This window comes from Peteryoungia rhizophila, assembly GCF_004912145.1.
GTDB lineage: Bacteria > Pseudomonadota > Alphaproteobacteria > Rhizobiales > Rhizobiaceae > Allorhizobium > Allorhizobium rhizophilum.
On the sequence record NZ_STGT01000001.1, the window covers coordinates 32,038 to 45,177 of the forward strand.

Genomic DNA, 13,140 nt, shown 5'->3' on the forward strand with positions numbered 1-13,140 from the left:
TTAGCGGGTGAGGAAGGCCAGCTCTTCCGGCGTCGGATCGCCGAAGATCTTGATGCCGAGCTTGGCGTCGGAGATATAGAGAAGCGCCCGCTTACCGTCTTCAGAATAAAGCACGCGGATCCAGCTGGTTTCGCAGGTGCGCGGCTCGCAGGCGCGGAAGAGCTGCATGCGCCTGTCCTTGACCGCGACCTCCTCGGAGGCGAGCGCGACGTAACGCGGTTGGCGGACCAGCGCGCGCACCCAGAAGGGCAGACCGGGCTTGCCCTTGATCATCTCCATCAGACTGTCGCGATGGGCCGGGGAGGTTGCCAGCACGCTCGGCAGGTAGTTGCCGGCGAGCGAGGTGGAGGCCGTCTGGGCGTGGAGGGGGCTGGCGCTCATGGCAGCCAACACGCCAAACGTGATGAGGAGTCGCCTCACACCAAATCCCTCTCGCGCAGCGCCTCCGCCGTCTGCAGATCGACGGAGACGAGTTGGGAGACACCCTGTTCGGCCATGGTGACGCCGAAGAGGCGGTTCATGCGGGCCATGGTGATGGGGTTGTGGGTGATGATGACGAAGCGGGTCTCGGTGGAGGCTGCCATTTCGTCCATCAGGTTGCAGTAACGCTCGACATTGTGGTCGTCGAGCGGCGCGTCCACCTCGTCGAGAACGCAGATCGGCGCGGGGTTGGTGAGGAAGACGGCGAAGATCAGGGCCATGGCGGTCAGCGCCTGTTCGCCGCCTGACAGCAGCGTCATGGTCTGCGGCTTCTTGCCCGGCGGGCGGGCGAGGATTTCGAGGCCCGCTTCCAGCGGGTCGTCGCTTTCGATCAGTTGCAGTTCCGCTGTACCGCCATTGAACAGGTGGGTGAAGAGGCGCTGGAACTGCGCATTGACAACGTCGAAGGCGGCGATCAGGCGTTCGCGACCTTCGCGGTTGAGGCTCTGGATTGCGCCGCGCAGCTTGCGGATCGCATCGATGATGTCGTCGCGCTCCTTGATCATGGCAGCGAGCTTGTCGGACAGTTCCTTCTGCTCTTCCTCGGCGCGCAGGTTGACGGCGCCCAGGCGCTCGCGCTCCATCTTCAGCCGGTCGACATTGCGCTCGACTTCGCGGAGATCGCCAATCTGTGACGGGTCTCTCAAGCCCGTGAGGCGGAAGGCCTCGTGCGGGGGGACGTTCAGCGCTTCGGCAATGCGGGCCTCGGCATCGAGGCGCCATTCGCGGGCGGAGACGAGGCGTTCTTCGGCGCGGCCGCGCTTTTCTCTGCTTTCGGCAAGCTCGGCCAAGGCGGCTGCCGCCTTCTGGTCAGCCTCGCGCTGGCGGGTCTCGGCCTCGATCAGACGATCGGCGGCGTCGCGGCGGTCCTTCTCGGCCTTGTCGAGGGCGGTCATCAGGTTGCGGCGCTTGTCCTCGAATTCGTCGGGCGCCATTTCGAGATCGGTGATCTCCTCGCGGGCTTCCGCCTCGCGCTCGCGCAGGGTCGCGATATGCTCCTCGGCGGATTTCGCGCGGCTCTGCCAGTTCTGCTTTTCCTGGCGGATCGAGAGGATGCGGCGGCGGCGCATCTCGTCTTCGCGGGCCAGCCCCTCGAAACGGGCGCGGGCTTCGGCAAGCAGGCCCCGGTCGCGGGCAACGACGGCTTCCGCGTCGCGCAGGCGGGCGTCGAGGGCGGAGAGGTCGGGCGTCTCCTCCATCTCGATGCGGGCGGTTTCTTCCTGCTCGACGATCTCCTCGATCTGTCCCTTCAGGCCATTGACCGCCTCCTCGATCACCTCGCGGCGGCGGATGAGGTCGCCCGAGGCGCGTTCTGCCTGCGCAAGGGCATCGCGGGCTTCGGCGAGCGCGCGGACCGTCAGGCGGCTGCGGTCGCGGGCATCCGTCAGTCGAGCTTCCTCGGTTCGGATGGCGTCGGCGGCCTCGGCGAGGCGATCCTCGGCCGCGACCATCTGGTCGCGGGCTTCCTCTGTTTCGATCTCGATTTCGGCGAGGCGGTTCTTCTGGGCGAGACGCAGGGCGGCTGCACTTGGGGCATCGGCGCCGGTGACATGGCCGTCCCAGCGATAGACGGCGCCGTTAAGGGTGACGAGGCGCTGGCCAGGGGCAAGGCTTGCCATCAGGCGGAGGGCGTCGGCTTCCTCGACGACGCCGATCTGGCGGAGAGCGCGAGTGAGTGCCGAGGGCGCCCGGACATGGGCGATTAGCGGCTTCGCGCCGAATGGTAGGTCAGGGTCCCCTTCCCCGTCGCCATTGCCGTGCCAGTGGGCGGGAGCGGCTTGGTCGAGTGCACTGTCGAGGTCGTCACCCAGAGCGGCGCCAAGCGCGGTTTCGTAGCCGCGATCGACGGAGAGGTCGTCGGCGACAGGCGGGAAGTCGCCTGTGGTCGTTGAGGCCAGGATACGGGCGATGGTGCGGGCTTCGGTCTCCAGACCGTTGACGTGGGCGCGGGCGGCTTCGAGCGGCTGGCGTAGATGGCTTTCGGTGAGGCGAGCCTCGGTCAGCGCGGCCTCGGCTTCCATAGCGGCGCTTTCAGCGTCTGCCACCGCCTGTTCGGCGATCTCGACCATTTCGCGCTTCTCGTCCGGATCGGGCAGAGCTGCGATGCGATCGGAAATCTCGGAGAGTTCGCGGGAGGCGTCGGAGACCTGACGCTCGAGACGGGCACGGCGCTCGGCCAAATCGCGGATGGCTCGTTCCAGCTGGTTGCGGCCGGCAGCGGCCTCGGCGCGTTCTGCGGTCAGGCGGGTGAAATCGCGTTCGCTTTCGGCGAGTGTCGCCGCGGCGGCGTCGAAGGTCTCCTTGGCCTCTTCGGCAAAACGTCCGGCATCGGCGAGGATTTCCTCGAGCTCGGCCTCTTCCTCGGCCAGGCGATTGATGACCTCGGCATTCTCCGAGACGAGACGCTCCTCGCGGCGGATGTCCTCGTCGAGCTGGGCGAGACGGCGGGTGAGCTCGTCGCGGCGGCGCAGGATACGGCTGGCTTCCTCGTCCAGCTGGCTGCGGGCGATCTGCAGGCGCTGGAGCGCTGCGGCACACTTGGCCTCCTCCTCGCGCAGTTCCGGCATCTTGAGGCTCGCAACGGCTTGAAGCTTGGCCGCCTCCATCTGGTGGTTCGCCTTCTCGGCGACCGTCGACATGGCCTGGTTTAAGGCGCTTTCGGCCTCGCCCTCGGCCTGCTTGGCCTGCGCCCAGCGGATATGCAGGAGCATTGCCTCGTGCGCGCGGATATCGGCGGAGAGCTGTTTGAAGCGGTTGGCCTGGCGGGCCTGGCGCTTCAGGCTCTCGATCTGGCTTTCAAGCTGGGCGGTGATGTCTTCCAGCCGCTCAAGATTGGTCTCGGCGGCACGCAGCCTGAGTTCCGCCTCGTGGCGGCGCGAATGCAGGCCGGAAATGCCGGCGGCTTCTTCGAGCAATTGCCGGCGCGCCTGGGGCTTGGCCTGGATCAGCTCGCCGATGCGGCCCTGACCAACCATGGAGGGCGAGCGGGCGCCGGTCGAGGCATCGGCAAACAGCAGCTGCACATCCTTGGCGCGGGCTTCCTTGCCGTTGATCCGATAGACCGAGCCATTGCCGCGCTCGATTCGGCGGGTGACCTGGATCTCGTCGGCATCGTTGAAGGCGGCGGGTGCGGTGCGATCGGAATTGTCGAGATAGAGGCCGACTTCCGCCGAGTTGCGCGCCGGGCGGTTGCCGGAGCCCGAGAAGATGACGTCGTCCATGCCGGAGGCGCGCATATTCTTGTAGGAATTCTCGCCCATGACCCAGCGGAGGGCCTCGACGAGATTGGACTTGCCGCAGCCGTTCGGCCCGACAATGCCGGTGAGGCCACGCTCGATGATGAATTCTGAGGGTTCGACGAAGGACTTGAAGCCGACGACACGCAGGCGATTGAATTTCATGGCGTCATCCCAATCGGGAAGGCATGAAAAACGGGCGCACGGGTTTCCCCGGCGCCCGTCGTCAAAACGGAGCGTCGATCAGAGAAGGCTGTCGAAGAGGGCCGACATGGAGTCAACCGACATGTCCCCCGAATAGGCCTTGCCATTGATCAGGAAGGTCGGGGTCGACTGAACTCCGAATTCCTCAGCACCGCGATCGCGGACTGCCGACACATCACCGGCAAGCTGCGCGTTCGTCAAGCAGGCGTCGAAGGTCTCCTGTGTAAAACCACCCAGCTTGGAGAGCTGCAGCATGGCGCCACGGACGTCACCGTCACCGGGGGCCGCCCAGGTGCGCTGCTGCTTGAGCAACATGGAGACGAAGGGGAAGAACTTGTCTTCGGTCGTGCAACGGGCCAGCATGAAGGCGGCGAGCGAGGCGGTGTCCTGCGGGAACGGGAATTCGCGCAGCACGAAGTAGACCTTGCCGGTGTCGACATACTTGGTCTTGATCGTCTCGAAGGTGTTTTCGTGGAAGTTTGCGCAGTGCGGGCAGGTCATCGACATGTATTCGATCACCTTGACCGGCGCGTTCGGATCTCCGAGCGCCATTTCCTTCAGCGAGCCCGGCTTCAGGGCCTCTTCCATGTCGACATCGCGATCGGCGGTCGGGATCTCGGCAGAGGTGGTCGAGGCCGTGGTCTCGTTGCTGACGGCCGGCTGGGCTTCAGCGCTGGCAGCCTTGTCTTCTGCGTCGCTGCAGGCGGTGAGCGCCATGGAGACTGCGGCGATGGCGATGCCGCCGAGGAGACGGCGCTTGGTGATCGAGAGTTCGGAAGTCGACATGGGTCAGTTACCTGCTTGCAAGGGTCTTGGATGGGTCCACCGTTATAACGGCAAAAGGCGGCAAACAAGGCAGGGGCACCCGCGAAAAATCAAAGTTCCGTGACCTTTTGTCGCCATTTGCCCTCGAAGGAACGGGGATCTGCGTTTTCTCGCACCCCTGTCTGCGGTTGGACTCGGTCGTTGATCGGCAAGCGACGTGGTTGGGGAAGGCATCGGCGCTCTGCATTGCCAGAGGGCATCGGGACGACTAACAATTCGAGCCTCGACCGCGCGACGCCTGCTACTTCACCAAACTTGGCCGACCGGCCCGCGTTTCTCGTATTCAAACAAGAGCTCGCCTTGCCGTAAGGATTTTCGACAGTTCATACTTAGAGTTCTTTTCAAATGTTATTGCCGAAGATCCTGGGCGTGTTTCGCCTCGCCTCATACAAGTTGAGCCTTGCGGTTGGCGCTCTTTTCCTGGCCATGCCTGTTTTTCCGACCCTTGCCCAGCAATCGCAGAATGTCGCGCCGCGAACAGGCAGCATCTCGTTGGGCGCGATCGAAGCAAAGCGGAAAGCTCTCTTCGAAAGGATGATGGTCGCCCCCGACGATCTCGACACGGCGTTCGAATACGCCGCCCTGTCCTCGCAGGCGGGTGACCTGGAAGGGGCGATCTCGACGCTGGAGCGCATGCTGATCTATGCGCCCGGCCTGCCCCGGCTGCAACTCGAACTCGGCGTGCTCTATTACCGGCTCGGCGCCTATGAAACGGCGCGGCAGTATTTCGATGGCGCCAAGGCTACCGGCGACGTGCCGCCAGAGGTCTCGGCCAAGGTCGACCAGTATCTCGCGGCGATCGACAGACGTGGCGCTCCATCGCAGCTTTCGGGCATGCTGCGCACCGGGCTGCGTTATCAGAGCAATGCCAATGCGGGTCCTTTAAATTCCACCGTCACGCTGAACGGTCTCTCCTATACGCTGGATGACCTGAGCGTCGCCGGCGAGGACTTCAATGCTTTCGTCAATGGCGGCCTGCGCTATCGCCACGATACCGATATCCAGGGCCTGTCGCTGGAGGCGGGCGTATCCGGCTATGCGGCGGGATACCGCAACCGCGACACGCTGAACACGGCGGCGGCCGAAGCCTATGCCGGGCCCGTCTTCGATCTCGGCCGCTTCGGGCTGGACGACAGGTCGCTCTCCGTCATGCTTCTCACCAACGGCGTCCTGATCGAGGGCGACCGCTACCTCGCTTCCGCCGGTATCTCGACCAATTTCGACTGGCAGGTTACGCCGGTCGACAGTTTGTCGGCGAGCCTGCAATACCGTTACGAAGACTATTCCAACACCAAGTCGCGCCAGACGGCGGAATTGCAGTCCGGCGACCGCTTCGATGCGCAAGCCTCCTGGTCGCACAATGTGAGCGAGGACTTCAGCCTCACCGGCCGGATGTTCGCGACACGGCGCGATGCCGAGACGGGTTATCTCTCCTCCACCGAGGTCGGGGGCGCGATCTCCGGCACCTATCGCTATGCAGCGCTGATCGGCAACGGGCCGGCCTGGATCATCGGGCTGGAAGCGGCAGTGGCGGGTCGCGCTCATGACGACCCCGACACCATGATCAACGTGACCGAGAGCCAACGTGACACGGACTTCAGTCTCAACCTTCGCCAGATCACGCCGTTCAACGAGCGCGTGGCGCTGGTGGCCGAGGCCGGTTACCGCAAGGTCTGGTCGAACTACGACATCAAGGCCTTCGACAATATTTCGCTGTCGATCGGCATCCAGGCAGCCTTTTAGGAGCATCACGATGAAGACGAACAAACATCATGCCCTGCTCTGCGCCTCTGCCGCACTGCTTCTGCTTGCCAGCTCTGCGGTGCGGGCCGAAGGTGATATCGCGGGCGTGACGGCTGCGGTCAATCCGAAGGCGACAGCCTTCGACGGAGCCGGCAGGCCCCGCCTGATCTCGCTCGGCGACCCCGTCATCCGCAATCACAGAATCGAGACGAGCAGCGAAGGCCTGGTGCAGATCCTGCTCGTTGACGGGACATCCTTCACGGTCGGGCCGAATTCATCCGTGGTGATCGACAGCTTCGTCTACGATCCGGAGAAGAATACCGCCTCGCTTGCCGCGACCATGACAAAGGGGGCGCTGCGCTTCATCGGCGGCAAGGCCTCCAAGGCGAGCGGAAACGTGAAGATCGACACGCCGATCGGCACGGCCGGTATTCGTGGTGCCGTGGTCGACATCAATCTCAACGGCCAGACGCGCGACGGGCAGCCACTGCCGCCGCATATGACGCTGGTCTATGGCAAGGAAGTGCAGCTTAGCGGCAATGGTTCGCCGCAACGGCTGTTCAAACAGGGCTTCTCGATCGTCGCCGGCGACGGCCAGCCGCGCATCCAGCGGACGCCGCCGCAATGGGTGAGTGGCTTGCAGCAATTCCTCGCCGGCCGTCCCGGCCAGAGCGGGGGTGCGAGCAACAGACCGACAGACCAGACAGTCGCCACGAGCACAGTCGCCAGAAGCAATTCGGCGCAGTTGCCATCGGAAAATACGATCCCGGTGCCGCAGCCACGGCCGGTCGTGACGACGCCGGCCGAGGATGTGGCGGGTGAATCGCAGCGGGATGTGGGGCCGCGGCCGGAGGTGCCGGTGGATGGTGGTGATGGAGACGATGACAGGATCGCCGTTTCGGTTCTTTCGCCGGTGGAAACAGGCGGTGACGGCGGAGGAAATGTCCCCCTTACCACAGACCCGAGCGGCATCCGACTGGAGCAGTCGAGTGGTACGCTCGTCCGCAATGCCGACGGCAGCTTGACGGGCACCGACGGCGCCGGCAACGACTTCACACTGCCGGAACTCTCGTCGACCAGCGTGCTGACGGAGCAGACCGTCACGGGCGAGGTCAACGGAACGGCGGTCAGCGGCACGGCCTATACCGGGAGCGGTGGTTTCTTCACCTATATGCTCAGTGCCGGAAGTGCCGATCCGCAAGCCTTCTACGTGGTCGGCGGAACGCCCGCCGTTGCGCGGGAAACGCTCTCGACCGAAGAGATCCTGTCTTACGTGCTGGAGCCGGACCTGCTGGCAGCCCTGATGAATGCCGACGGGCAGACGATCCCCTTCACCGGCAGCTTCATCGACAGCGGCGAAGCCGTGGTGAGTGACCTCCTGGTGGGTGGCGTTGCCGATGTGAGCGGATCGGTTGTCGGTCGCGCATTGCAGGCTTCGCTCGTCATCAACGGCACGGGCGCCGGGCAAACCAGCGCCATCAACGTGCTGAGCGGCAGTTTCGATCTGCTTTCCGGCGGCGGTTACGGGCTTGCCGCATCGACGGCCGGATCGAGCCGTGAGAATGCAATCGACAGCGCCACCTACGGACAGGGCACGGCGGCCAGCATCGGCTCGAAGGCCGGTGCGGATCATTTCCTCGGTGCAGACGGCGAGTATCTGGTCATCGCATCCGGCTCGATCACAGACACAGTCTTCGGCGAGGCGGCCCCAGAATTCGCGGGATATGAGCAGGTCCATGTGGTGAGCCGGGACGAGGCGGCGAAGCCCGGCGCCAGCCGGACATTCGGCGGGCAGACCATGACAGGGTTTTCATCCGGCGTCGGCACATCGGAAGACAGCAGTTCCGTTACGCGCGGGAGTGCAGACCTCACCTTCGACACTGCGAAGGGCACCTTCGAGGGCAGTATCAGCACAGACAGTGGCAGCTACTTCGCCGAATTCGATGACGACGCCGACAAAGGCTATCTCTCTGACCAGCTGATTGCCGGTACCAGTTCCAAAGACGGCTCCTACATGGTCTCGTCTGCCGTCGTGCCAGCGATGATCTTCGACAATGGCACCAGTTCCGCGATCTGCAATGCCTGCGAGTTCATGACCTGGGGCTGGTGGGGCAGCAACGTCTATGGCGAAATCAACTACAGCGTCCATCTCGGCAACTGGATCATCGGCAAGCAGCCGGAAAACAGCGCAATCCCGACCTCGGGGACCGCGACCTATAACGGCAATGCGGTCGGGACAGTCATCAACGGCAGTGCGCAGTACATCGCGACCGGGGCGATGACCTCGACGATGGACTTCGGCTCACGCACCGGCACCGTTGCGGTCTCAGGCTATGACAGCAAGACCTTCAGCGCCGATGTCAGCTTCGGCAGCGGTACGGCCACTTTCAGCGGCAGTTCGAGCAGCGGCATTGCCGCAAGCGTCACCGGCGCCTTCGCCTCCAACGGCACGGATCCGGTCAAGGGCATCATGGGCAACTTCTCGGCGGCGGACGGCAACTGGTCGTCGACCGGCATCTTCGCAGGCAGCACCGCGGACATTCCTCAGTGACAGCTTCTGCACAGGGGCGCCCGACGACGGTGCAGCCCCGCACGCCACGTCGCCGTCTGTCCTCATCGCAACGGCGCAAGCTCGGCGTGATGCTGATGGGGGCAGCAGCGCTCGTCGCGGTGATCACCGCGCATGCGGCACTCGCCCCGCAAGCCTTCCGGCTGACGGCACTGGTGTTCGACGCCTATCAGGTCATCAAGCCGCGCGCGGCGACCGATCCGCCGGTCGCGGTCATCGATATCGACGAGGCCTCGATCGGCAAGCTCGGGCAATGGCCCTGGTCGCGCGGAACTGTGGCCGAGATCGTGACGCGCGCAAGCGGGCTCGGAGCGGCTGCCATCGGCTTCGACATCGTGTTCTCCGAACCTGATCGGACGGCACCGGCGCGCCTCGTCGAGGAGATGCGGCGCCAGGGCATCGCCATCGAGGTCGATCCCGATCTGCCGGATCCGGACGCCTTGCTAGCCGGGGCGGTGGCCTCGAATGCAGTGGCACTCGGGATCGCACTCAGCAACGAAACCTCTGTTGCGGCTTCGGACCCCAAGGCGGGTTTCTCCTTTGTGGGGGCTGATCCACGGGCACGGCTTCTGCCCTATTCTGGCGCTCTTTCGAACCTGCCCGAACTGACCGAGCGCGCGTCCGCGATGGGCTATTTCTCCTTCCCGCCTGCGGCCGACAACATCATCCGCACTTTCCCGCTCGTCTCGAAGAGCGGCGACAAGCTCTATCCGGCGCTGTCGATCGAGACGCTTCGGATCGCCCAACAGGCGAGCTCCTTCCTCCTGCGCTCGGCGGGGAGCGAAGATGGCGCGGCGATAACCGATCTGAGGGTCGGCGCCCTCGATGTACCGCTGTCCGCCGATGGCGAGATCTGGATCTACTATTCCGGCCTGCCGAAGATGAATGTCATCTCCGCCGCCGATCTCTTCGATCCGACCAAGGCCGCCATGCTCATGGGGCAGATCCAGGGGCGCATCCTGCTGGTGGGCACCAGTGCCGTCGGCCTGCGCGACATCGTGGCGACGCCGATCGATCCGGCCATGGCCGGCGTGAAGGTGCATGCGGAAATCATCGACCAGATCGCGAGCGGCGTCTTCCTGCAAAGGCCGGACTGGATGATCGGCGCGGAGCGGGCGGCAGCGGTTGCAGCAGGTCTCGTGCTGCTTCTGGTGCTGGCCACCGCAACCCCTGCCCTTTCGGTAGTGACCGGCCTCTTGCTGGCTATCCTTGTTGCCGGCGGCTCGTGGGTCGCGTTTGCGAAAGCGCTGAAGCTTTTCGATCCGCTGTTGCCGATGGCAGCGCTTGGCGCGGTGCTGCTGACGGCCCTGCCGCTGCTCCTGATGCTCACCCACCGCGAAAAGCGTTTCGTGCGCGAAAGCTTCGGGCGTTACCTCTCGCCGACACTGGTCGAACGGCTCTCGGAAAATCCGGAAGGCCTCACGCTCGGTGGCGAGGACCGGGAACTGACCATCCTGTTCTCCGACATCCGCGGCTTCACCGCGCTTTCGGAAAAGCTGACCCCGGCCGAACTCACGGGGTTGCTCAACAATTTCCTGACGCCAATGACGCAAGTGCTTCTGCAGCGCGAGGCGACGATCGACAAATATATCGGCGATGCCGTCATGGCCTTCTGGAACGCGCCGCTCGACATCGCCGATCATCCGCAAAAGGCCTGCCTTGCCGCGCTCGATATGGTCTCAGCGCTCGAGCGGCTGAACCGCGAGAGCGGCATGGCGCTCAAGATCGGCATCGGTCTCAATACCGGCATGGCCTGTGTGGGAAACCTCGGCTCGGACCAGCGCTTCAGCTACTCCTGCATCGGCGACAGCGTCAATCTCGCCTCACGCGTCGAGGGCATGACCAAGCTCTACGACGCCTCGATCCTCGTGACCGAGGACGTACGGGCGCGGACAACGGGGCTGCTGTTTGCCGAAGTTGACCGGGTGCGCGTGGTCGGGCGCCGGGCGCCGGTGACCTTGTTTGCGCTTGTCGGCGTAGCCGGGGAAATCTCCGGGCGGGTCGCCGAACTGGTTCAGCGTCACGATGATTTCATCGCCGCATGGCAGGCGGGCGATCTGGGCGTGGCACGGGAGAGGCTGCAGGCGCTGCTGTCCATGCCGGAGAATGCCCTGACCGGCACGCATGCGCTTTATGGCGAGCGCCTGGCGGAACTTCCTGAGACTGCGCCGGAAGGCTGGGACGGCGTGTTCACGGCGAACAGCAAGTAATCCCCCTTCACTCGTGCAGCGCCTGAACCACCCGGTTGCCGATTGTCAGACGTTCGGCGAGCGCGGTGGCGCAGAGGCGGTGGACCATCAGGGCGAGTTCGGGGGGTGGCCTGTTCGAGATGCCGCAATTGCCGGCGGGCCAGACGTTGTCGGGTACCGCCAGCCTATTTGCGTTTTGCCTGCAGAACCGCCGTGCCGAGACGTTCCACCGCGCGGCGGAGGTTTTCGTCTTCGATCCCCTCCATCATGGTTTCGAGGCGGCGTGCCTTCTCGCCTTCGAGTTTCCTGATCTTCGGCCTGGCGCTCGCGACCGAGACCGGCTTCTGCACGATGCGAACCTGGCCGATTGCGGGATAGCCGAAAAAGCCGTTGATCCGGGCGATCAGTTCGCCCTGGGCATGGGACAGGAAGAGCGCGCGTGCGCCCTCGCAGGCGATGGTGAGCACGCCGGGGCGATGGCCGCCGTCCTCCGGCAGGTCCGAGCGGCGCGGCCAGGCGATCTTTTCCGGGCGTGTGCAATCGGCGAAATTCTCGCCGACGATGTCTTCCCAGGAGCCGAGCAGGGCCGTGTTGATGCCGGCACGGCGCGCCAGAACGGGATCGACGATCCCGTTGGCGATGTCGGCGATCTGGTTTGCGCCGTATCGGCTAGGCTGATCCTTCGACATCGTCACTCGCTTTCGGCGTGGCCGATACGGCAATCACCAATCCGACCCAGAGGAATAGGGCATCATAGATATCATGGCCGAAGATTAAATTCGTCAACCCACCAAATGCATACGTCAAAACGAGCGCCAGAGCCAACAACAGACGCGGAGCATGAAGCGCATCCTTCGGCGCCCTCAGGGCGATGAAAAGTGGCGCAAACATGAGGAGGCCAAGCGCCAAAAGGCCAATGACGCCATTGTCCACAAGCGCCGTGATGTAACCGTTGTGCAGGTGGGAATAGCCATAGCCAAATTCCTGGATCAGGGCACGCCGGTTCTGCAGGCCGTGTCCAGTGACAGGTTTTTGCGCGAAGGCCGTCAGTGCCTTGTCCCAGAGATCGAGGCGAACTGTCGTCGATTGGCTGAGCGCCGCGTCACTGGCTCCGCCCGTCAGTACAGCGATTTCCTTCAGGCGATGATGACTTCCTGAGGCATAGATGCCGATGGCGACGAAGGCACAGACCGCCAGACCAATCGCCAACACCTGACCCAAGCGCAATTTGTGACGAAGGTGTTGCGCCAAGACAAGAGCCAGCCCGATGAGCGGAATGGGCATCAAGCCCTTGGTCTGGGAGAGAAATATGCAGAGGTAGCCGCTGAAAAAGCCGCAAATTCCAAGAAGTCGGAGGCGGCGATCCTCTTCGAGGAGTGTGATCAGGGAAGCAACGGAAAGAAAGGCGCAAGTCAGTGCGAAGGGAATTGCATTGCCGCTGCCGCCTTCCGCACGCTCCCCAAGCGCGAAGGCCTGATAGGCGGCGAGAGGCAAGACAAGGATCGCGCCGACGGCTGCGGCGCGTGGCACGCTGCGGAGCAGGCTCTCTGCAGAGCTCAGGGACAAACGCATCATGACCGGGATTGCGCCCAGAAAAAGGATTTGCGGCGCAAGCTTCTTAATCTCCAGGAGCGGAGAGGTGAAGGTCTGGCCGAAATTTAGTCCAAAAAAGACGAGATTTACGAGAACATAGACGAGGATGGCGAGAGTGAACAGGCGAGTGCCATCCCGCCAAACACATGCAATTTTTCCGAATGAGAGATAGAGGATAGCCCACACTGCCGAGGCGGCCAGCAGGATGGTGACGACCGATCCGCCCAGAGCCGCCAAGCCGAAAACCAAGTATATCGCAACCAGGTTGTTTTCATTCATCGTGCGTTTCAATAGATGCATG

At 63.9% G+C, this 13,140-nt stretch carries 8 protein-coding genes; 3 read left to right on the forward strand and 5 right to left on the reverse strand.

Going from position 1 to position 13,140, the window contains the following annotated elements:
* The 3 genes from E9677_RS00170 to E9677_RS00180 all read right to left on the reverse strand — a co-directional run bounded on the left by E9677_RS00170 (position 1) and on the right by E9677_RS00180 (position 4,706).
* The gene (locus tag E9677_RS00170) at positions 1 to 381 is read right to left on the reverse strand and encodes an Ivy family c-type lysozyme inhibitor (protein WP_136556086.1); all 381 of its coding nucleotides are present in this window, start codon (positions 379 to 381) and stop codon (positions 1 to 3) included.
* 35 nt (positions 382 to 416) lie between these two features.
* Complete coding sequence (locus E9677_RS00175) at positions 417 to 3,881, reverse strand: chromosome segregation SMC family protein (protein ID WP_136556087.1); 3,465 nt, start codon at positions 3,879 to 3,881, stop codon at positions 417 to 419.
* A 78-nt stretch (positions 3,882 to 3,959) separates the two neighbouring features.
* Positions 3,960 to 4,706, reverse strand: coding sequence for a DsbA family protein (locus tag E9677_RS00180; protein WP_136556088.1), 747 nt, complete (start codon positions 4,704 to 4,706; stop codon positions 3,960 to 3,962).
* A 384-nt stretch (positions 4,707 to 5,090) separates the two neighbouring features.
* Between E9677_RS00180 and E9677_RS00185 the strand changes: the two genes are divergently transcribed.
* From E9677_RS00185 to E9677_RS00195, 3 genes are read left to right on the forward strand one after another with little or no spacing between them, the layout of a single operon-like run.
* Positions 5,091 to 6,488 (forward strand): tetratricopeptide repeat protein, encoded by a 1,398-nt coding sequence (locus E9677_RS00185; RefSeq protein WP_136556089.1) that lies wholly within the window; start codon positions 5,091 to 5,093, stop codon positions 6,486 to 6,488.
* 10 nt (positions 6,489 to 6,498) lie between these two features.
* Positions 6,499 to 9,039 carry a FecR domain-containing protein gene (locus E9677_RS00190; RefSeq protein ID WP_136556090.1) on the forward strand — a complete coding sequence of 847 codons (2,541 nt, stop codon included), beginning with the start codon at positions 6,499 to 6,501 and terminating at the stop codon, positions 9,037 to 9,039.
* Complete coding sequence (locus E9677_RS00195; RefSeq protein WP_136556091.1) at positions 9,036 to 11,267, forward strand: CHASE2 domain-containing protein; 2,232 nt, start codon at positions 9,036 to 9,038, stop codon at positions 11,265 to 11,267. Before E9677_RS00190 ends, E9677_RS00195 begins: the two co-directional genes overlap by 4 nt.
* Before the next feature lie 164 nt (positions 11,268 to 11,431).
* Here E9677_RS00195 and E9677_RS00200 read toward each other — a convergent pair whose 3' ends face one another.
* Entirely contained in the window at positions 11,432 to 11,935 is a 504-nt protein-coding gene (locus tag E9677_RS00200) for a DUF721 domain-containing protein (RefSeq protein WP_136556092.1), read from the reverse strand.
* Complete coding sequence (locus tag E9677_RS00205; protein ID WP_168801080.1) at positions 11,916 to 13,130, reverse strand: O-antigen ligase family protein; 1,215 nt, start codon at positions 13,128 to 13,130, stop codon at positions 11,916 to 11,918. The genes E9677_RS00200 and E9677_RS00205 overlap by 20 nt, the downstream gene beginning before the upstream one ends.
* Between the last annotated feature and the right edge of the window lie 10 nt (positions 13,131 to 13,140).